Annotated in this window: 19 protein-coding genes; 12 read left to right on the forward strand and 7 right to left on the reverse strand. The window is 71.1% G+C overall.

Annotated elements, in window-relative coordinates; genetic code table 11:
* The first annotated feature begins 65 nt into the window (after positions 1–65).
* Positions 66–3,275, forward strand: coding sequence for an error-prone DNA polymerase (locus tag AB7F93_RS02345; protein WP_428301273.1), 3,210 nt, complete (start codon positions 66–68; stop codon positions 3,273–3,275).
* A 22-nt stretch (positions 3,276–3,297) separates the two neighbouring features.
* On the opposite strand, the gene xerC is transcribed toward AB7F93_RS02345, so the two are convergent.
* From xerC to AB7F93_RS02365, 4 genes are read right to left on the reverse strand one after another with little or no spacing between them, the layout of a single operon-like run.
* Positions 3,298–4,197 carry a tyrosine recombinase XerC gene (gene xerC, locus AB7F93_RS02350; protein ID WP_428301274.1) on the reverse strand — a complete coding sequence of 300 codons (900 nt, stop codon included), beginning with the start codon at positions 4,195–4,197 and terminating at the stop codon, positions 3,298–3,300.
* A complete protein-coding gene (locus tag AB7F93_RS02355; protein WP_428301275.1) occupies positions 4,194–4,847 on the reverse strand; it encodes a DUF484 family protein in 654 nt (217 codons plus the stop codon). The genes xerC and AB7F93_RS02355 overlap by 4 nt, the downstream gene beginning before the upstream one ends.
* Positions 4,844–5,653 (reverse strand): diaminopimelate epimerase, encoded by an 810-nt coding sequence (dapF, locus tag AB7F93_RS02360; protein ID WP_428301467.1) that lies wholly within the window; start codon positions 5,651–5,653, stop codon positions 4,844–4,846. The genes AB7F93_RS02355 and dapF overlap by 4 nt, the downstream gene beginning before the upstream one ends.
* Before the next feature lie 23 nt (positions 5,654–5,676).
* Positions 5,677–6,555 (reverse strand): ATP-binding protein, encoded by an 879-nt coding sequence (locus AB7F93_RS02365; protein ID WP_428301276.1) that lies wholly within the window; start codon positions 6,553–6,555, stop codon positions 5,677–5,679.
* Between the two features lie 49 nt (positions 6,556–6,604).
* Between AB7F93_RS02365 and cysQ the strand changes: the two genes are divergently transcribed.
* Positions 6,605–7,414 carry a 3'(2'),5'-bisphosphate nucleotidase CysQ gene (gene cysQ / locus AB7F93_RS02370; RefSeq protein WP_428301277.1) on the forward strand — a complete coding sequence of 270 codons (810 nt, stop codon included), beginning with the start codon at positions 6,605–6,607 and terminating at the stop codon, positions 7,412–7,414.
* 23 nt (positions 7,415–7,437) lie between these two features.
* Here cysQ and flgN read toward each other — a convergent pair whose 3' ends face one another.
* The 3 genes from flgN to flgA form a co-directional block, all read right to left on the reverse strand.
* Positions 7,438–7,791 (reverse strand): flagellar export chaperone FlgN, encoded by a 354-nt coding sequence (flgN, locus tag AB7F93_RS02375; RefSeq protein ID WP_428301278.1) that lies wholly within the window; start codon positions 7,789–7,791, stop codon positions 7,438–7,440.
* Between the two features lie 8 nt (positions 7,792–7,799).
* Positions 7,800–8,099 carry a flagellar biosynthesis anti-sigma factor FlgM gene (flgM, locus tag AB7F93_RS02380; RefSeq protein ID WP_428301279.1) on the reverse strand — a complete coding sequence of 100 codons (300 nt, stop codon included), beginning with the start codon at positions 8,097–8,099 and terminating at the stop codon, positions 7,800–7,802.
* A gap of 226 nt (positions 8,100–8,325) precedes the next feature.
* On the reverse strand, positions 8,326–8,967 hold the full coding sequence (flgA, locus tag AB7F93_RS02385; RefSeq protein WP_428301280.1) for a flagellar basal body P-ring formation chaperone FlgA: 642 nt from the start codon (positions 8,965–8,967) through the stop codon (positions 8,326–8,328).
* 408 nt (positions 8,968–9,375) lie between these two features.
* On the opposite strand from flgA, the gene flgB reads away from it, so the two are divergent.
* From flgB to flgK, 10 genes are read left to right on the forward strand one after another with little or no spacing between them, the layout of a single operon-like run.
* Positions 9,376–9,768, forward strand: a complete 393-nt coding sequence (gene flgB / locus AB7F93_RS02390) for a flagellar basal body rod protein FlgB (protein WP_428301281.1) — start codon at positions 9,376–9,378, stop codon at positions 9,766–9,768.
* 6 nt (positions 9,769–9,774) lie between these two features.
* Positions 9,775–10,194 (forward strand): flagellar basal body rod protein FlgC, encoded by a 420-nt coding sequence (gene flgC, locus AB7F93_RS02395; RefSeq protein WP_428301282.1) that lies wholly within the window; start codon positions 9,775–9,777, stop codon positions 10,192–10,194.
* Positions 10,191–10,856 carry a flagellar hook assembly protein FlgD gene (locus AB7F93_RS02400; RefSeq protein WP_428301283.1) on the forward strand — a complete coding sequence of 222 codons (666 nt, stop codon included), beginning with the start codon at positions 10,191–10,193 and terminating at the stop codon, positions 10,854–10,856. The genes flgC and AB7F93_RS02400 overlap by 4 nt, the downstream gene beginning before the upstream one ends.
* Before the next feature lie 46 nt (positions 10,857–10,902).
* Positions 10,903–12,126 (forward strand): flagellar hook protein FlgE, encoded by a 1,224-nt coding sequence (gene flgE / locus AB7F93_RS02405; protein ID WP_428301284.1) that lies wholly within the window; start codon positions 10,903–10,905, stop codon positions 12,124–12,126.
* Between the two features lie 6 nt (positions 12,127–12,132).
* On the forward strand, positions 12,133–12,876 hold the full coding sequence (locus AB7F93_RS02410; RefSeq protein WP_428301285.1) for a flagellar basal body rod protein FlgF: 744 nt from the start codon (positions 12,133–12,135) through the stop codon (positions 12,874–12,876).
* A 19-nt stretch (positions 12,877–12,895) separates the two neighbouring features.
* Positions 12,896–13,681, forward strand: a complete 786-nt coding sequence (gene flgG / locus AB7F93_RS02415; protein ID WP_428301286.1) for a flagellar basal-body rod protein FlgG — start codon at positions 12,896–12,898, stop codon at positions 13,679–13,681.
* An 11-nt stretch (positions 13,682–13,692) separates the two neighbouring features.
* Positions 13,693–14,409 carry a flagellar basal body L-ring protein FlgH gene (flgH, locus tag AB7F93_RS02420; RefSeq protein WP_428301287.1) on the forward strand — a complete coding sequence of 239 codons (717 nt, stop codon included), beginning with the start codon at positions 13,693–13,695 and terminating at the stop codon, positions 14,407–14,409.
* Between the two features lie 12 nt (positions 14,410–14,421).
* Entirely contained in the window at positions 14,422–15,516 is a 1,095-nt protein-coding gene (locus tag AB7F93_RS02425) for a flagellar basal body P-ring protein FlgI (RefSeq protein ID WP_428301288.1), read from the forward strand.
* Positions 15,516–16,406, forward strand: coding sequence for a flagellar assembly peptidoglycan hydrolase FlgJ (gene flgJ / locus AB7F93_RS02430; RefSeq protein ID WP_428301289.1), 891 nt, complete (start codon positions 15,516–15,518; stop codon positions 16,404–16,406). Before AB7F93_RS02425 ends, flgJ begins: the two co-directional genes overlap by 1 nt.
* Entirely contained in the window at positions 16,403–18,313 is a 1,911-nt protein-coding gene (gene flgK, locus AB7F93_RS02435) for a flagellar hook-associated protein FlgK (RefSeq protein WP_428301290.1), read from the forward strand. The genes flgJ and flgK overlap by 4 nt, the downstream gene beginning before the upstream one ends.
* Position 18,314: the final 1 nt, after the last annotated feature.

The raw sequence follows: 18,314 nt of genomic DNA on the forward strand, positions 1-18,314 counted from the left end.
CCCGAGCGCATCGCTAGTAAAAACATGTTAAAAAAAACACAATCCGCTTCCCTCCAGGCACACCCATGTCGGCATCCCTGCCCGCCTACGCGGAGTTGCACTGCGTCTCCAACCATACCTACCTGCGCGGCGCCTCCCATCCCGAGGAGCTGGTGGCGCGGGCAGCCGCGCTGGGCTACACGGCGCTCGCCATCACCGACGAGTGCAGCCTGGGCGGCGTGGTGCGCGCGCACCGGGCGGCCCGCGAGCACGGCCTGCCGCTCATCGTCGGCACCGAGCTGCGCCTGCACGACGGCCCGCGGCTGGTGCTGCTGGCCGCCGACCGCGACGGCTACGGCGACCTGTGCGAGCTGATCAGCCGCGGCCGGCGGGCGGCTGACAAGGGGTGTTATCGGCTGTGCCGGCAGGATGTTGAGCGCCTGGGGGAGGGCGTGCTGGCGGTGCTGCTGCCGGACGAGGAACCCGCGCTCGAACCCGCCCGCTGGCTGGCCGGGTGCTTTCCGGGCCGCGCCTGGGTGGGCTGCGCGCTGCTGCGCGGGCCGGATGACGGCGCGCATCTGGCCACCGTGCAGGCGCTGGCGGCCGCCGCCCGCCTGCCGGCGCTGGCGGTGGGCGAGGTGCACATGCACGCCCGCGGCCGGCGCGCGCTGCAGGACACGCTGACGGCGATTCGCCTCGGCACACCACTGCCGCACTGCGGCCGGGCGCTGTTCCCGAATGGCGAACGGCACCTGCGTCCGCGCGAGGCGCTGGCCGGAATCTACCCGCGCGCGCTGCTGGACGAGACCGTGCGCGTGGCGGCTCGCTGCACGTTCTCGCTGGGCGAGCTGCGCTACGAGTACCCGCAGGAGGTGGTGCCGGCCGGGCTCACGGCCGACCAGCACCTGCGCGCGCTGAGCCTGGACGGCGCGGCGCGGCGCTACCCGCAGGGCCTGCCGGGCAAGGTGCGGGCGCTGATCGAGCACGAACTGGCGCTGATCGCGCAGCTGCAGTACGCGCACTATTTTCTGACCGTGCACGACATCGTCGCCTTTGCGCGTGGGCGCGGCATCCTGTGCCAGGGCCGCGGCTCGGCGGCCAACTCGGCGGTGTGTTTCTGTCTTGGCATCACCGAGGTGGACCCGGCGCGCAGCGAGCTGCTGTTCGAGCGCTTCGTGTCGGCCGAGCGCGCCGAGCCGCCGGACATCGACGTCGATTTCGAGCACCAGCGCCGCGAGGAGGTGCTGCAGTACGTCTATGCCAAGTACGGCCGCGAGCGGGCCGGCCTCGCCGCCACGCTGATCACCTACCAGCCGCGCAGCGCCGTGCGCGACGTGGGCAAGGCGCTGGGGCTCGACCCGCTGCAGGTGGACCGGCTGGCGAAAACCCTCAGCTGGTGGGATGACCGGCTCGACCCGCAGCGCGTGCGCGAGGCCGGGCTCGACCCGGACAGCCCGGCGCTGCGGCAGCTCACCGTGCTGGTGGGGCAGCTCATCGGCTTCCCGCGCCACCTGTCGCAGCACGTCGGCGGCATGGTCATCGCGCGCGGCCGGCTCGACCGGCTGGTGCCGATCGAGAACGCCGCCATGGCCGACCGCACCGTGATCCAGTGGGACAAGGACGACCTCGACGCGCTCGGCCTGATGAAGGTGGACTGCCTCGCGCTCGGCATGCTGTCGGCCATCCGCCGCACGCTGGAGCTGGTCGGCGACTGGCGCGGCGCGCCCATGACGCTGGCCGACATCCCGGCCGAAGACCCGGCCACCTACCGAATGATCCAGGCCGCCGACACGGTGGGCGTGTTCCAGATCGAATCGCGCGCGCAGATGGCCATGCTGCCGCGTCTGCGTCCGGCGACGTTCTACGATCTGGTGGTGGAGGTGGCGCTGGTGCGCCCGGGGCCGATCCAGGGCGGCATGGTGCATCCGTATCTGAAGCGCCGGCAGGGCCTGGAGCCGGTCGAATATCCCAGCGAGGCGGTGCGGGGCGTGCTGGAGCGCACGCTCGGCGTGCCGATCTTTCAGGAGCAGGTGATTCGTCTGGCCATGGTGGCGGCCGGTTTCAGCGCCGGCGAGGCCGACCGCCTGCGCCGCGGCATGGCGGCCTGGAAACGCAGCGGCAGCCTTGCGCCGTTCGAGCGCCAGCTCGTCGACGGCATGCGCGCGCGCGGTTACGACGAGGATTTTGCGCGGCGCATCTGGGCGCAGATTCAGGGCTTCGGCGAGTACGGCTTTCCGGAATCGCACTCGGCGAGCTTTGCGCTGCTGGCGTACGCGTCGGCTTACCTCAAGCGCCACCACCCGGCGGCCTTCACCGCCGGCCTGCTCAACAGCCAGCCGATGGGCTTCTACGCGCCCGCGCAACTGGTGCAGGACGCGCGCCGCCACGGCGTGCCGGTGCTGCCGGTGGACGTGACGGCGAGCGCCTGGGACTGCACGCTGGAAGCGGGTGTGGCCGGCCGGCCGGCGCTGCGCCTCGGGCTGCGCCTCGTGAAGGGCCTCAAGGAAACGGCCGCGCGGCGCATCGAGGCCTTACAGCAACAAGGCCGTCTCGGCACACAGCACGAGCAGACAGTCGCGCTGGCCGCCGTGAGCGGCCACGACGTGCACCCGTCACTTGGCCGCGACACGCGCGTGGCCCACGCGCCGCCGGCGGGGCCGCCGATTGTCCGGCTGGACGAGCTCGTCGCCGCCGCGCAGCTCGACCGCGCCGACGTGCAGGCGCTGGCCGACGCGGGCGCGCTCAAGACCCTCGCCGGCAACCGCCACCAGGCGCGCTGGCAGGCGGCGGCGGTGGAAAAACCGGCGCCGCTGGTGGTGCACGCCCCAGAGGCGACGCCCCTATTGCCGCCGCCGACCGAAGGCCAGAGCCTGCTGGCCGACTACGCGAGCGTGGGCCTGACGCTCGGCCGCCACCCGCTGGCGCTGCTGCGTGCGCGCCTGCCCGGCGTGCTGACCGCCGCGCGCCTGCAGGGCGTATTGAGCGCCGCGCGCTTGCGCGAGCTGCCGCACGGCGCGCTCGCCCGGGTGGCCGGCATCGTCATCGGCCGCCAGCGGCCCGGCACGGCGAGTGGCGTGATCTTCGTGACACTGGAAGACGAAACCGGCCACGTGAACGTGGTGGTCTGGCAGCGCACCGCGCAGGCGCAGCGGCGCCCGCTGCTGCACGCGCGTTTGCTGGAGGTGGCCGGCACCGTGGAGCGCGAGGGCGAGGTCGTGCACGTGATCGCCGGCCGCCTGACCGACCGCTCCGTCTGGCTGGGGGCGCTGCTCACACCCTCGCGGGATTTCCGGTGATGCGTTGTGGGGTTGGCCGGGGCTATGGGCCGGATTTGCGTTTTGCCCGCGGGTGCGCCGCGTCGTACACGCGCGCCAGGTACTGAAAATCCACGTGCGTGTAGACCTGCGTGGTGGCGAGGCTGGCATGGCCGAGCAGTTCCTGCACGGCGCGCAGGTCGCCGGACGATTCGAGCAAATGGCTGGCGCAGGAGTGGCGCAGCAAATGCGGGTACACGCGCCGGTCAATGCCCTGCCGGTCCGCCCAGTGGCGCAGGCGCTGCTGCACGGCGCGCGCCGACAGCCGCCCGCCGAGTCGGCTCACGAACAGCGCCGGGTCGGCGCCGGCCAGCGTTTCGCGCAGCGTCAGCCAGTCCGCGAGCGCCTCTCGCGCACGGCGGCCGACCGGCACCACGCGCGTCTTGTTGCCCTTGCCGGTGACGCGCGCGCTGGCGTCGGCCAGATCCACGTCCGCGCGGTCGAGCGCGACCACCTCGGCCAGGCGCAGGCCCGACGAGTACAGCAGCTCGAACAGCGCCCGATCGCGGCGGGCGAGCGGATCCTTGGCGGGGAAATCGAGCAGCCGCGCCAGATGATCCACGTCCAGCGTGGCCGGCAGGCGGCGCGGGCTCTTGGGCGCGCTGATGCCGGCGCTGGGGTCGGCCAGCAGGCCGTGGTTGTTCAGCAAATGCCGGTAGTACGCGCGCAGCGCCGCCAGCAGGCGCGCGATGCTGCGCCCGGCAAGCCCCTCGCGCGCGAGCGCGGCGACCAGGCGGCGCACCTGCGGCGGCGTGAGGCTGGCGAGACTTTCAGCACCCAGCGCCGGCAACAGGCGCTCGCAGCGCAGCAGATCCCGCCGGTAGGCGGCCAGCGTGTGCGGGCTTGCGCGGCGCTGCGTGGCGAGCGCCGCGAGAAAGTCGTCGACGCCCGGCGCGGTGTTCACACCAGACGGTGCCAGTGCGCGCCGGCGAGGCGCGCCAGCCGCTCCAGCAGCAGCGTGCCGAGCTCCGGGCTGAAGCGCTCGGCGTCGTGCGCACCGAGCAGCAGCAGCGCCGGCGTCGCGCCGGCCGCGAGCGGCAGGATGGCGGCCGACGCCGTCTGCGCGTCGAGGTAGGGCTGCACGGTCGACAGGTCCGCGGCCGGCACGCAACGGGGCTTGCCGCGTTCGATGTCGGCGGCGAACAGCGCCGGGTCGAGCGTTCTGAGCGCGGGCAATGCTTCACCTGGCGGCAGCGGGTGCGTCAGCACGCGCAGCGCGTCGGTGCCGAAGTCGCGCCGCAGGTGCGTGGCGAGCGCGTGCAGCAGCGCCGGCAGGTCGCCACAGGCGGCCAGCGCCACGGCGAGTTCGAACAGCTTGCGGTACTGCTCGTCGTGGCGGTGGGCGGCCTCGATCACGGCATCGAGACGCGCCGTGAGCGCGCGGTTGCGCTCGCGCAGCACCGCCACCTGGCGCTCCACCAGCGACACGGCGCCGCCGGTCGGGTGCGGCACGTCGAGCGCCTCGAACACCTGCGGGTGGCTTTCGAGGAAGTCGGGGTTCAGCAGCAGGTAGGCGGCGACCTGGTCGGCATCGGCAGCGGTTTTCTTTTTCATGCGGCAAGTACGCCCTCGAACACGGTGACAGCGGGTCCAGTCATCAACACCGGCGTGCCCGGGCCGGCCCAGGCCAGGTCCAGCGCGCCGCCCGGCAGGTGCAGGCGCGCGGCGGCATCGAACAGCCCCCAGCGCACGCCAGCCACGAAGGCCGCGCAGGCGCCAGTGCCGCAGGCGAGCGTCTCGCCGGCGCCGCGCTCGTAGACGCGAAGGCGCCCCTCGCGGCGGCTGACGATGTGCAGGAAACCGACGTTCACCCGGCGCGGAAAGCGCGCGTGGGCTTCGATCAGCGGCCCGAGCGTGGCAACCGGCGCGCTCGCCACGTCCGGCACGCACAGCACGACGTGCGGGTTGCCGATGGCGAGCGCGGCGACGCTGACGGTCTGCCCGTCGACGTCGAGCGCGTAGTCGAGTGCCTGCTGCGGCGCCTCGAACGGAATGCGCGCCGGCTCGAAATCCGGCAGGCCCATCTCCACCTCGACCTGGCCGTCGGCCAAAAGGCGCGGGCGGATCAGCCCACCCAGCGTGTCGAAGGCGAGCGTGGCCTTGTCGCTGAGGCCCTGCTCGTGCACGAAGCGCGCCGCACAGCGCGCGCCGTTGCCGCACTGCTCCACCTCGCCGCCGTCGGCGTTGAAGATGCGGTAGGTGAAGTCCGCGTCGGGCCGGCGGGGTGCTTCGAGCAGCAGCAGTTGATCGCAGCCGACGCCGAAGTGCCGGTCGGCCAGCGCGCGCACCTGCGCGGCCGACAGGCTGACCGCCTGGCGCACGCCGTCGATGACCACGAAGTCGTTGCCGAGACCGTGCATCTTGGTGAAACGCAGCCCGCCGGTCACGGGGTTTCCCCGAGCGCCAGCCGGCCGGCGTAATCGCGCGCGAACTGGTACGCCGCGCGGCCGCTGCGACTGCCGCGCGTCAGCGCCCAGCGCAGCGCCTCCTCGCGCCAGTCGTCGACCGGCCGCTCGCAACCCAGACGCGCCAGCCAGTGCTGCGTAATGGACAGGTACCGCTCCTGGTCGAAGGCGTGAAACGCCAGCCACAGGCCGAAGCGCTCCGACAGCGCGATCTTTTCCTCGACCGCTTCGGCGAAGTGGATTTCCTCGCCCACGTGCCGCGTCAGGGCGTTTTCTTCCTGGTACTCCGGCAGCAGGTGGCGGCGGTTCGAGGTGGCGTAGATCAGCAGGCGCTCGCGCCCGCCGCTGACCGAGCCGTCGAGCGCAACCTTGAGCGCCTTGTAGGCCGGCTCGTCGCTGCCAAAGGACAGGTCGTCGCAGAACACGATGAAGCGGTGGGGCAGGCCGGCGGTGGCGGCGGCGATGTCCGGCAGGTCCACCAGGCGGTCCTTGTCCACTTCGATCAGGCGCAGGCCCTGCGCGGCGTGCCGTGTCAGCAGCGCCTTGACCAGCGAGGACTTGCCGGTCCCGCGGCTGCCCCACAGCAGCGCGTCGTTGGCCGGCGCACCTGCAAGGAACTGGCGCGTGTTGCGGTCGAGCGCCGTCTTGACCCGGTCGATGCCCTGCAGGTCATCAAGATCGAGCCGCTGCGGATGCTCGACGGCCACCAGCGCGCGCCGGCCACCCGGCCGCGCCTGCCAGCGCGCGGCGAGCGTGGTCTGCCAGTCGATGGCGCGGGGCGGCGGCGGCAGCAGGGCGTCGACGCGGTCCAGCAGCGCCTCGGCGCGGCGGACCAGTCTGGTAAGGTCATCGTTCATGGCGCCGGCATTCTACCGGCTCGCCCCTGGCCCGTTTCCGGACGCTTTCATGCCGCAAGACCCGACCCTCGCCGCGCTGCTGCCGGCCGTGATCGACATCGCCCGCCGCGCCGCGGGCGCCATTCTGGAGGTGTACGACGGCGAGTTCGCGGTCGAGCACAAGGACGACCGCTCGCCGCTGACCGCCGCCGACCGCGCCGCGCACGGCGTGATCGTGGCGGGGCTTCAGGCGCTCACGCCGCAGTGGCCGGTGCTGTCGGAAGAATCGGTGGCGGTGCCGTATGCGCAGCGCCGCGCCTGGCAGCGCTACTGGCTGGTCGACCCGCTCGACGGCACGCGCGAGTTCGTCAAGCGCAACGGCGAGTTCACCGTGAACATCGCGCTCATCGACGCCGGCCGGCCGGTGCTGGGCGTGGTGCAGGTGCCGGTGCGGGGCGAGGTGTACGCCGCAGCCGAGGGCGTCGGCGCCTATCACCTGGCGGCGGACGGCGTGCGGCGGGAGTTGCGCGTGGCCGACTATCAAGGCGGGCCGCTGCGCGTGGTGGCGAGCCGCTCGCACGGCAGCCCTGAACTGGCGCAGTTGCTGGCGGCGCTGCCGGGGCACCAGATCGTGTCGATCGGCAGCTCGCTGAAGATTTGTCTGGTGGCCGCCGGCGAGGCGGATTTCTATCCGCGCCACGGACCCACCAGCGAGTGGGACACCGCCGCCGCGCAGTGCGTGCTGGAGCAGGCCGGCGGCCAGCTCACGGATTTCGCGCTGCGACCGCTGCGTTACAACAAGGAATCGATCTTGAATGCGCCGTTTCTCGCCTTCGGTGCCGGCGAGCGGCCCTGGCAGGCGGCGCTCGGCGCCGTCTGATTACGGCTGACTCGCGTACGCGGTCAGACGCTCGCGCGGTACCGGCTGGCGGCGTCCGCCTGTGCCTGGCCGCGCGCGCCGTACGTGGTGGCGTCCGCGGCGGCGCCGGACAGCACGCGCATGGCGCGCGTGAGCATGCCCTGCTGCAGGTGCAGCAGTTCGCCGTTGCGGCGGTTCAGCTCCTGACAGCGACGCAGCGCCGGTTCCGACACGGCACCGTCGAGACTGCCGAGCGCCTCGGTGAGCGCCCGCTTGGCGTCGGCGATACGCATCAGCGCGGCGCCGTCGGCGGCGCGCAGCGCCGCGTATTCCTGCTCCAGCAGGTCGATCATGCCGGCCAGCGGGTTCTGCGCTGTACCGGTGGCGGCGTCCGTCATCGACCGGGTCAGCCGAGCGCCGCGCGGTCCTGCGCCAGCAGGCCGTCGGCGATGCGCTGCGGGTCGATCACGTAGGTACCGTTGGCAATTGCCTCGCGCAGCGCCGCGACGCGATCGGCATTCACGGCCGGCGTAGCCGCCACGGCGCCCTGCAGGTCATTCAACTGACGGGCGCTGTCGGTCAGCTTGACCGAATCGCCGTTGGCCGGCACCTCGCCCGACGGGCTGCGCAGCTGCGGCTCGGCGCGGGCGGCGCCGGTGTCGATGCGGGCAACGTCGGGCGTGTGCGAAGTGGACTTGATTTCCATGGCTGTCGCTCTTGGCAGAAACCGCTTCAAAACGCGGTGGATGCGCGCTTATCGTCAACCTTGGACGGGAACTTTAGCGCTCCGTGCTGATTTCTTGGCGCGACCCGCCTTGGTCACCCTGCATATCTGCTGAATCAACGGCTTATGTGCTCCGCCGCCTACCACGCCGTGCACGCCATCACGGCATCCGAAGCGGGACGTACTGCGCCGGATCCCGGCCGGCTCGTCAAAATTCCACCGTGACCTTGCCCTCGCCGGTGACCGTGCCCTGCACCACCCGCCGGGTGGTCGCGTTTTCGACACCAATCCGGTCGCCCTCGGCGCCGTTCGCCATCGCCTTGCCGGTGGTGCGGATGGCAAAAGCGGGGCTTTGCAACTGCACCGTCACCGGCTCGCCGCGGCGCACCAGCACGGGTGCTTGCAGCACCGCGGGCGTAAGGCGCTCGCCGGCGCCGACGCTGCGCCGCAGCGACTGGCCCACGGCAGCGGCATCGTCCACGAGGTACTGCCCGGCAAGCGCGCCAAGCTCCGTGGTCTGCCGGCGCAGGTCCGAGGCTTGCATGCGGTGGCCGCGCGGCAGCGGCCGGGCCGCCACCAGCACCGCGCCGCTCGCCTGCACCGTGACCGGCAGGTGCACGGACCAGCCCGGCGCCGCCGGGCAACTGACGCGTACCACCGCCCGCCCCGGCAGGCGCGTCTGGCCGGTCAGGCGAGCGTCGAGCGGCGCCGGGCAGTCGGCGAGGCGAAGGCGCGGGTCGGGCCTGGCGACGCTCGCCGTCGAATTATTGACGCCAGCCTCGCGAGCGGCTGCCAATGCAGCGCCGCGGGCGGCCTGCACCAGCGTGTCGGGTGCCTGCGTGGCTGACACGCCTATCGCGCAGCACAGCAGGCACGCGGCCAGAAACGTTTTGACTATTAAGGTATTGGGCTGCATAGGGACAAGCTCGGAAGTGTGGCCGGTAACGGCGACGCGGCGGCCAAGGCACCGCACACGCCATTCATGCGGCAGGTCTATCAGCACGCGCCGTGCCACTGCCCGCCGACACCCGCCCATACCCGACTATTCAGCCATCGGACGCGGCGCCCTGACCGTCGAGCGCGGCCCTGCGCCGGCAAACCGTCGCCGGACGACCGGCAAGGGCTTGCCAGACGGTCTGGCGGACCACTGCCGCAAGCCGAGAAAAGTCGAAAAAACCGCATGAAATAAGGCATTGCTTGTTTCTGGCCCGGCCCGTGCTTAAGGCCGATTCAGACGCAATCCGCCGCGGAGTTCGGCATGGCAAACCTCATCGACCAGGCTTTCGGCAGCCACGCCACGGCGCTGCAACTGCGCGCCGAGCGCTCGCAGCTGCTGGCGGCCAATCTGGCCAACGCCGACACCCCCGGCTTTAAGGCGCGCGACATCGACTTCCGGCAGGCGCTCGCCAGCGCCCAGGGTGAAGCCGGGCCGCTCGTGACGACGCAGGCGAACCATGTCGGCGGGCTGGATGCCGGGCAGGGCACCCGCGCGCTGTACCGCACGCCGCTGCAACCGGCGCTGGACGGCAACACGGTGGACGTGGCCACCGAGCAGGCGGCGTTCAGCGAGAACTCGAACCGGTATCTGGCGAGCCTCACGTTCCTGAACGGCCGCATCCGCGGCCTGATGACGGCCCTGCGCGGGGAGTAACGAACCATGAGCGACTTTCGGATGTTCGGCACGCTCGGCTCGGCGCTCGCCGCGCAGACCGTGCGCCTCAACACCGTGGCGAGCAACCTCGCCAACGCCGATCAGGCCGCCGGCAGCGCGGACGCCGCCTACCGGGCGCGCGTGCCGGTGTTCTCGGCCGTGCTCGACCAGGCCCAGCGCGACGGCGCGGCGGTTGGCGTGCAGGTGAAGGACGTGTCGGTGAGCCAGGAGCCGCCGCGCGCCGAGTACCAGCCGGGCCACCCGCTGGCCGACGCGCAGGGCTACGTCTACTACAGCAACGTGCGGCCGGTGGAACAGATGGCGGACATGATTTCCGCCTCGCGCTCCTACGAGAGCGCCGCGCAGGCGCTCGGCACCGTGCAGGAACTGATCCAGCGCACGCTGCGACTCGGAGAAGGCGCATGAACACCACCGACGCACTCGCCGCCGCTGGCCTTCGCAGCACCGACACGCTGACGCCCTCCAAGGAGCGGCGCACGGTGCTGAACCAGGAAGACTTCATGACGCTGCTGTCGACGCAGCTGAAGTACCAGGACCCCAGCAAGCCCATGGAAGCCAACGAGATGGTGGCGCAGATGGCGCAGCTGAGCATGGTCAGCGGCGTCGCCGACATCAAGCAGGCGCTGACCGACCTGTCGAGCAGCCTGTCGTCGAGTCGCACCGCGCAGGCATCGCAACTGGTCGGACGCGAGGTGCTGCTGGACGGCGGATCGACGCTGCTGCCGCTGGGCGGCGCACTCAAGGGCGCGGTCAACCTGCCGGCCGACGCGGCGGATCTGAAGATCAGCATCTACGACAGCGCCGGCCGCCTGGTGCGGCAGGTCACGCTGGGCCCGCAGCCCGCTGGCCTGGTGCGCTTTGCCTGGGACGGCAGCCTGCCGGACGGCACCGGCGCCGCGCCCGGGCAGTACCGCGTGTACGCCGATCCCGGCACGGGCGAGTCGATCCCTACGCTGGCTGCGGCGCGTGTCGACAGCGTGCTGCTCGGCAGCGACGGGCAGGCAACAAAGCTGGTTCTGGACGGCTACGGCGTCACCGATCTCGGTGCCGTCAAGCAGGTGATGTAAGCGACCCCTCGATCAAGCGATCACAAGCCTTTCACAGGAGACAGACATGGCTTTCGAAACGGCTATCAGCGGCCTGAACGCCGCCACCACGCAGCTCGACATCGCGAGCAACAACATCGCGAACGTCAACACCAACGGCTTCAAGCAGTCGCGGGCGGAGTTCGCCGACGTCTACTCCGGCTCGAACCTTGGCGTGTCATCGCTCGCGGTGAGCCGCGGCGTGCGCACCGCAGCCGTGAACCAGATTTTCGACCAGGGCAACGTCAAGTCCACCAACAACAACTTCGACCTTGCCATCTCTGGCGGCGGCTTCTTCCTGCTGGACGACAACGGCGGTCAGGTCTACACGCGCGCAGGCGCCTTCGGCGTGGATCGGTCGGGCTTCGTCACCAACAGCGCCGGCCAGAAGCTGATGTCGTTCGCGGTGGACGCCGCCAATCAACCGGCCGGCTCACCAATGCCGCTGCAGATCGACACCTCCGACGTCGCGCCAAACTCAACCAGCATCCTCACGGTGGGCGTGAATCTGCGCGCCACCGCGCCGGTGGTGGCAGTAACGCCGTTCGACCCTAACGTCGCCGGCAGCTACACCAACTCGAGCTCGGTCACCTTCTACGACTCGCTCGGCGGGGTCCACGACTCGGTGCTGTACTTCGTCAAGACCGCCGCCAACACCTACGACACGCATCTGGTAGTGGACGGCGCCGAAATTCTCCCGACGGGCGGCGGCACGCTGACCTTCGGCACGGACGGCAAGATCGCGACGCCGGCGAGCGGGCAGGTTGCCTACGCCTCCACCCCCATACCCGGCGCTGCCCCTCTAGCGGTGACGCTTGATTACGCCGGGTCCACGCCGTCCACGCAGTTTGGCGACACCTACAGCGTGAACGCGCTCGACCAGGACGGCTTCACCACGGGGCGTCTGGCGACCATCCAGATCGACGAGACCGGGCAGGTGTTCGCCCGTTACACCAACGGCCAGTCGCGTCTGCAGGGCGTGGTGGCGATGGCCAACTTCTCGAATCCGCAGGGCCTGCGCCAGGCCGGCAACAACGCCTGGATCGAGACCTACGCGTCGGGCATTCCGCTGGTCGGCACCGGCGGTTCGGCGCGGCTTGGCACCATCCAGGCCGGCGCGCTCGAAGACTCCAACGTCAACCTGACCGAGGAACTGGTCAAGCTGATCCTGGCGCAGCGTAATTTTCAGGCCAACGCGCAGGTGATCCAGACCGAAGAGCGGACCACCCAGGCGCTGATGAACATGCGCTGATAGGCCATGGATCGCCTCGTCTTCATCGCATCGGCCACCGCCGCGCGGCTCGAAACCGCGCAGGCCGTCGCCGCCAACAACCTGGCGAACGCCAGCACGGCCGGTTTCAAGGCCGACCTGCTGGCGAGCCGCGCGGCGCTGTTGCAGGGCGCCGGCTGGGACAGCCGCGTGTACGCGCCGGTCACCGGCGCCGGCCTCGATGCCAGCGCCGGTGCCTTGCAGCACACCGGGCGGGAGCTCGACGTGGCGGTGGATGGCGAGGGCGCGATCGCCGTGCAGGCGGCCGATGGCAGCGAGGCATACACGCGCGCCGGCAACCTGCGCGTGGCGGCCAGCGGTGTGCTGGAGACGGCCGCCGGCTTGCCGGTGCTGGGCGACGGCGGGCCGCTGCTGCTGCCGCCGTACGAGAGCGTCAGCATCGGCCGCGACGGCACCGTGTCGGTGGTGCCGGACGGGCAGGGACCAGAGGCGCAGGTGGTGGTCGGGCGCATCAAGCTCGTGACCATGCCCGCGGATGGCATGCGCAAGGGCGGCGACGGCACGCTGCGCACCGCCGATGGCGCGCCACTGCCCGCCGATGCCGCCGTCGGCGTCACGCCGCAGGCGCTCGAAACCAGCAACGTGAGCGCCGTCGGCGCCATGGTGCAGATGATCGAGACCAGCCGTCAGTACGAACTGCAGGTGCGCCTGATGCAGTCCGCCGAGAAGACCGACCAGGCCAGCAGTCGGTTGTTGTCACTCAACGGTTAACGCCGAGGAAATCGCACCCATGAACCAGGCCCTGTGGATCGCCAAGACCGGCCTCGACGCGCAGCAGACGCGCATGGAGGTGGTGTCGAACAACATCGCCAACGTCAACACCACCGGCTTCAAGCGCGAGCGGGCGGTGTTCGAGGACCTGCTCTACCAGAACATCTCGCAGGTGGGCGCCAGCTCCACGCAGGACACGCAGCTGCCGAGCGGCTTTTCCATCGGCACCGGCGTGCGCGTGGTCGCGACGGAGAAGCTGCACACCCAGGGCAAGCTCACGAACACCGGCAACACGTTCGACATGGCCGTGCAGGGCAAGGGGTTCTTTCAGATCCTGATGCCGGACGGCAGCCTCGCCTACACGCGCGACGGCAGCTTCCAGGTGAACCAGGACGGCCAGCTCGTCACCGCCACCGGCTACCAGGTGCAGCCGGCCATCAGCGTGCCGGAGGGCGCGCTCAGCGTCACCATCGGCTCGGACGGCACGGTGTCGGCGCTGTTGCCGGGCTCGAACGCGGCGACGCAGATCGGCAGCGTGCAGCTCACCAACTTCATCAACCCGGCCGGCCTGCAACCCATCGGCCAGAACCTGCTGCTCGAATCCGGCGCGAGCGGCGCGCCGCAGACCGGCACGCCGGGCCTGAACGGCCTTGGCACGCTGACGCAGGGGTCGGTCGAAAGCTCCAACGTCAACATCGCCGAGGAGCTGGTGAACATGATCGAGACGCAGCGCGCCTACGAGATGAACTCGAAGGCCATCCAGAGCGCCGATCAGATGCTGCAGTTCGTCACCAACAACCTGTGACGGTGACCGCCATGACCCGCTCCATCCTGGCGTTCGGCGCCCTGCTGCTGCTCGCTGGCTGCGCCGGCCTGGAGCACAAGCCGGACCCGGACTTCGCCGCCACCTACCCGGAAGCGACACCCCCGCCGCCGGCGCGCCCGAGCGGCGGCATCTACCAGGCGAGCTACCAGCCGGGCAACACGCTGTACCTGTTCGAGGACGTCAAGCCGCGCCGGCCAGGCGACGTGCTGACCGTGGTGCTGGTGGAGGAAACCAGCGCCAGCAAGGCCGCCAAGACCGCCACCAGCAAGAACAACTCGACCGACATCACCAACCCCACGCTGCTCGGCTCGCCGGTGCAGTTCGGCACGCCGGGTTTCCTGCCGCTGGAAAGCCACAGCGGCAACGGCCTTGGCACCAGCCTCGAAGCCGAGCGCGATTTCTCCGGCACCGGCAACAGCAGCCAGAGCAATAGCCTGACCGGCCGCGTCACGGTGACGGTGGCGCAGGTGCAGCCGAACGGCAACCTCATGGTGCGCGGCGAGAAGTGGCTGAAGCTGAACCAGGGCGAGGAGTACGTGCAGATATCCGGCATCGTGCGCCCGGCCGACATCCGCCCGGACAACACCGTGCTGTCCACGCAAGTCGCCGACGCGCGCATCGCCTACACCGGCAAGGGCGCCATCAACGACGCCAACGTCATGGGCTGGCTGGCGCGCTTCTTCGCCAGTGCCATCTTCCCCTTCTGAAGGACGCCGACCATGAAGCGCCTGCTGATCGCCCTGCTCGTGCTGGTGGTAACCCCGGCCAGCGCCGAACGTATCAAGGATCTGGCCGGCATCGCCGGCGTGCGCAACAACCAGTTGATCGGCTACGGCCTGGTAGTGGGCCTCGACGGCACCGGCGACCAGACCAGCCAGACGCCGTTCACCATCCAGAGCATCCGCAACATGCTGGCGCAGTTCGGCGTGGTGGTGCCGCCGAACGTGAACCCGCAGCTGAAGAACGTCGCCGCGGTGGTGGTGCACGCCACGCTGCCGCCGTTCGCGCGCACCGGCCAGACCATTGATGTGACCGTGTCCTCGCTCGGCAACGCCAAGAGCCTGCGCGGCGGCAGCCTGCTGCTGTCGCCGCTGAAGGGCGCCGACGGGCAGGTGTACGCCATGGCGCAGGGCTCGGTGGCGGTGGGCGGCCTTGGCGTGTCGGGCGCGGATGGCTCCAAGATCAGCGTCAACGTGCCGAGCGCCGGCCTGATCCCGGCCGGCGCCACGGTGGAGCGCGAGGTGGCGAGCCCGTTCGCGGATGGCGGCCCGCTCACGCTGCAACTGAACCGGGCGGATTTCACCACCGCCAACCGCATCACGCAGGCCATCAACCGCAGCTTTGGCGAGGGCACCGCGGTCAGCCGCGACGCCGCCGCCATCGACGTGCGCGCGCCGCAGGACGCCCAGCAGCGCGTGGCCTTCGTGTCGATCGTCGAGAACATCGCCGTCGACCCGGCCGACGCACCGGCGCGGGTGGTCATCAACACCCGCACCGGCACCGTGGTGATGGGCGGCGAGGTGCGCGTGTCGCCGGCCGCGGTGTCGCACGGCAGCCTCACGGTCACGATTGCCGAGCGCGCCGACGTGAGCCAGCCGGCACCGTTCTCGCGCGGCGAGACGGTGGTCACGCCGCGCACCGAAATCGAAGTCGCGGAAGACAAGAAACCGATGTTCCTGTTCGGCCCCGCAGTGACGCTGGCGCAGGTGGTGGAGGCCGTGAACCGCGTCGGCGCCGGCCCGTCGGACCTGGTGGCGATCCTGGAGGCGCTGCGCGAGGCGGGTGCGCTGCACGCGGAGCTGGTGGTGATCTGATGCTGCCCGCCGCCGTCTACACCGACCCGAACGGTCTTGCCGACCTGAAGCGCGCGGCGCGGGCGGATGCCACCGCCGCCGCGCCGCAGATCGCCCAGCAGGCCGAGGCGCTGTTCCTCGGTGAGCTGCTGAAGACCATGCGCAGCAGCGGCCTGGGACAGGGTCTTCTGGACGGCCCGCAGGCCGAGATGTACCGCGACCTGCTGCACCGCCAGCTGGCGGTGGAACTGAGCCAGCACGGCGGGCTCGGCTTTGGCAACGCCATCGCCGGCGCGGTCGGCGGCAGCGCCGCGCCACCGAGCCCGTCCGCCGCCGCGCTCGGCCTGCCGCGCGGTCTGGCCGGCCTGCCGCCGATCAGCCGCGCCGGCGTTGTGGGCGGCGGCACCGCGGCGGCCGACTTCGACTCGCAAAGCGCCTTCGTCACCGAGCTGTGGCCGCACGCGCAGCGCGCGGGGCAGGCGCTCGGCATCGACGGGCGGGTCATCCTCGCCCAGGCGGCGCTTGAAACCGGCTGGGGCGAGCGCGTGGCGCGCACCGCCGACGGCCGGCCGAGCTACAACCTGTTCGGCATCAAGTCGCACGGCTGGGGCGGCGCCGTGGCGCGCGTGCCGACGCTCGAATTTCGCGACGGCGCGCTCCAGCGCGAGACGGCCGACTTCCGCGCCTACGGTTCCTACGCCGAGGCCTTCGACGACTACGCGCGGTTTCTGACCGAGAACCCGCGCTACCGGCAGGCGCTGGCGGCCGGCAACGCGGCGGACTTCGCGCACGGCCTGCAGGCCGCCGGCTACGCCACCGACCCCGCCTACGCCCGCAAGATTCTGGGCGTGCTGGGCAGCCCGCTGCTGGCCGACCTCGGCGGCGCGGCCTCCAACGGAGCACAGGCATGAATTCGCTGAACATCGGCGTGTCGGGCCTGCTGGCCTTCCAGCGCCAGATCGACGTCACCTCGCACAACATCGCCAACGTCGCCACCGACGGCTACAGCCGCCAGCGGGCGGAGCTGACGCCGGCCTCGGCGCAGTTCCTCTCCGGCAGCTACCACGGCAACGGCGTGGAGGTGGCCACCGTGCGCCGCGCCTACGACGGCTTCGTCAACGCCGAGTTGTGGGGCCAGACGGCGACGCAGAAGAGCCTGCAAACGGTGGCGGACCTGAGCACGCGCCTCGGCGCACCGCTGTCGGACGCATCGTCCAGCCTGCAGGGCGCGCTGTCTGACTACTACGGCGCCCTGCGCGCGGTGGCATCGGCACCCCAGGACGCCGCCACGCGCCAGGCGGCTTTGTCCAGCATGGAAACGCTGGCGGCCCGCGTGCGCACGCTGGATGGCACCTTCGGCTCGCTGGATCGGGAAATCAACGGCCGCATCAGCGCCACGGTGGGCGAGATCAGCGCAATTGCGAGGCAGATTGCCGACGTCAACGGGCGCATCGCCAGCGCCGGCACGGCGCCGCCGAACGACCTGCTCGACAACCGCGACCGGCTGATCACGCAACTGGCCGGCAAGATCGCCGTGCAGACCGTAGCGCAGCCGGACGGCACGCTGAACGTGCTGGTCGGCACCGGCCAGGCGCTGGTAAACGGCACGCAGGCGTTCACCCTGTCGGTCGGTGGCGGCGCCTACGATGCTGCTCGGCCGGAGATCTACTTCAGCAGTTCCAGCGGTACAGGCTCAGTCACCGAGCAGATGAGCGGCGGGGAACTCGGCGGCCTGCTCGATTTTCGCCGCCAGGTGCTGGACCCGGCGCGCGCCTCGGTCGGCCGGGTCGTTACCAGCCTCGCCATGACCGCCAACCAGCAGCACGCGCTGGGTATGGACGCCTACGGCCAGCTCGGCGGCGCACTGTGGACCGATTTGTCCACCGTGCCGCGCGTGCTGCCGAGCGGCAACAACACCGGCACCGGGGTTGTTGCCGCCAGCATCACGGACCTGGCCGGCCTGTCCGACAGCCGCTACCGGCTGGCGCGCGACACGGGCGGCTACACGCTGACCCGCCTCACCGACGGCAAGGTGTTCGCGCTCGCGAGCTTCCCGGCCACGCCCGAGACCGTGGATGGCGTGACGCTCGGTCTCAGCTCGGGCGCGCTTGCGGTCGGCGACAGTTACCTCATCGACCCCACCGGCGATGCAGCCCAGCGGTTCAAGCTCGCGGTCAGTGACCCGGCGCGCCTCGCGCTGGCGGGTCCGGTGCGAGGCGCCGCCGCGGCTGCCAACCTCGGCACCGGGCAGCTGGGCGCGCCCGGCGCTGTGGCCCTGCCCTCCCCGCCCGGCGACCTGCTGAACCCGGTCACCGTCACCTTCACGTCGGCGACTACCTTCGACGTCACCGGCGTCGGCGCCGGCCTGCCAGCGACCGGCCTTGTCTATAACCCCGCCACCGGCGCCACGCTGGCCTACAACGGCTGGAGCGTGCGCCTGGACGGCGTACCGGCGGCCGGTGACGTGTTCCGCGTGGAGCCGAACGTGGGCGGCACCGGCGACGGCCGAAACGCCCAGGCGCTCGCCGGGCAGGAATCCCTGCAGGCGCTCGAAGGCGGCCGGGCGAGCGCGCTCGTGAGCTACGGTGGCCTGCTGGCGCGAGTGGGCAGCGCCGGCCAGCAGGCGCGCATCGGTGCCGACGCGCGGCAGGTGCTGGTCGACCAGGCCAGCGCAGCACGCGCGGCGGTGGCCGGCGTCAATCTCGACGAGGAAGCCGCCAACCTGGTGCAGCTGCAGCAGGCCTACCAGGCGGCGGCGCAGGTGATCGCGATCACCAACGTAATCTTCTCCAGCCTTCTGAACGCGGTGGCCAACTGAT

It is taken from the genome of Immundisolibacter sp. (assembly GCF_050250495.1).
Taxonomy (GTDB): domain Bacteria; phylum Pseudomonadota; class Gammaproteobacteria; order Immundisolibacterales; family Immundisolibacteraceae; genus Immundisolibacter.

Bases quoted from the DNA above. Each gene is read 5' to 3' on its own strand.
- cysQ (WP_428301277.1), top strand. From the start codon at position 6,605: ATGCCGCAAGACCCGACCCTCGCCGCGCTGCTGCCGGCCGTGATCGAC.
- AB7F93_RS02425 (WP_428301288.1), top strand. From the start codon at position 14,422: ATGAAGCGCCTGCTGATCGCCCTGCTCGTGCTGGTGGTAACCCCGGCC.
- AB7F93_RS02410 (WP_428301285.1), top strand. From the start codon at position 12,133: ATGGATCGCCTCGTCTTCATCGCATCGGCCACCGCCGCGCGGCTCGAA.
- flgH (WP_428301287.1), top strand. From the start codon at position 13,693: ATGACCCGCTCCATCCTGGCGTTCGGCGCCCTGCTGCTGCTCGCTGGC.
- flgG (WP_428301286.1), top strand. From the start codon at position 12,896: ATGAACCAGGCCCTGTGGATCGCCAAGACCGGCCTCGACGCGCAGCAG.
- flgB (WP_428301281.1), top strand. From the start codon at position 9,376: ATGGCAAACCTCATCGACCAGGCTTTCGGCAGCCACGCCACGGCGCTG.
- flgN (WP_428301278.1), bottom strand. From the start codon at position 7,791: ATGACGGACGCCGCCACCGGTACAGCGCAGAACCCGCTGGCCGGCATG.
- flgK (WP_428301290.1), top strand. From the start codon at position 16,403: ATGAATTCGCTGAACATCGGCGTGTCGGGCCTGCTGGCCTTCCAGCGC.
- flgM (WP_428301279.1), bottom strand. From the start codon at position 8,099: ATGGAAATCAAGTCCACTTCGCACACGCCCGACGTTGCCCGCATCGAC.
- flgC (WP_428301282.1), top strand. From the start codon at position 9,775: ATGAGCGACTTTCGGATGTTCGGCACGCTCGGCTCGGCGCTCGCCGCG.
- dapF (WP_428301467.1), bottom strand. From the start codon at position 5,653: ATGCACGGTCTCGGCAACGACTTCGTGGTCATCGACGGCGTGCGCCAG.
- flgJ (WP_428301289.1), top strand. From the start codon at position 15,516: ATGCTGCCCGCCGCCGTCTACACCGACCCGAACGGTCTTGCCGACCTG.
- AB7F93_RS02355 (WP_428301275.1), bottom strand. From the start codon at position 4,847: ATGAAAAAGAAAACCGCTGCCGATGCCGACCAGGTCGCCGCCTACCTG.
- AB7F93_RS02400 (WP_428301283.1), top strand. From the start codon at position 10,191: ATGAACACCACCGACGCACTCGCCGCCGCTGGCCTTCGCAGCACCGAC.
- flgE (WP_428301284.1), top strand. From the start codon at position 10,903: ATGGCTTTCGAAACGGCTATCAGCGGCCTGAACGCCGCCACCACGCAG.
- AB7F93_RS02345 (WP_428301273.1), top strand. From the start codon at position 66: ATGTCGGCATCCCTGCCCGCCTACGCGGAGTTGCACTGCGTCTCCAAC.
- AB7F93_RS02365 (WP_428301276.1), bottom strand. From the start codon at position 6,555: ATGAACGATGACCTTACCAGACTGGTCCGCCGCGCCGAGGCGCTGCTG.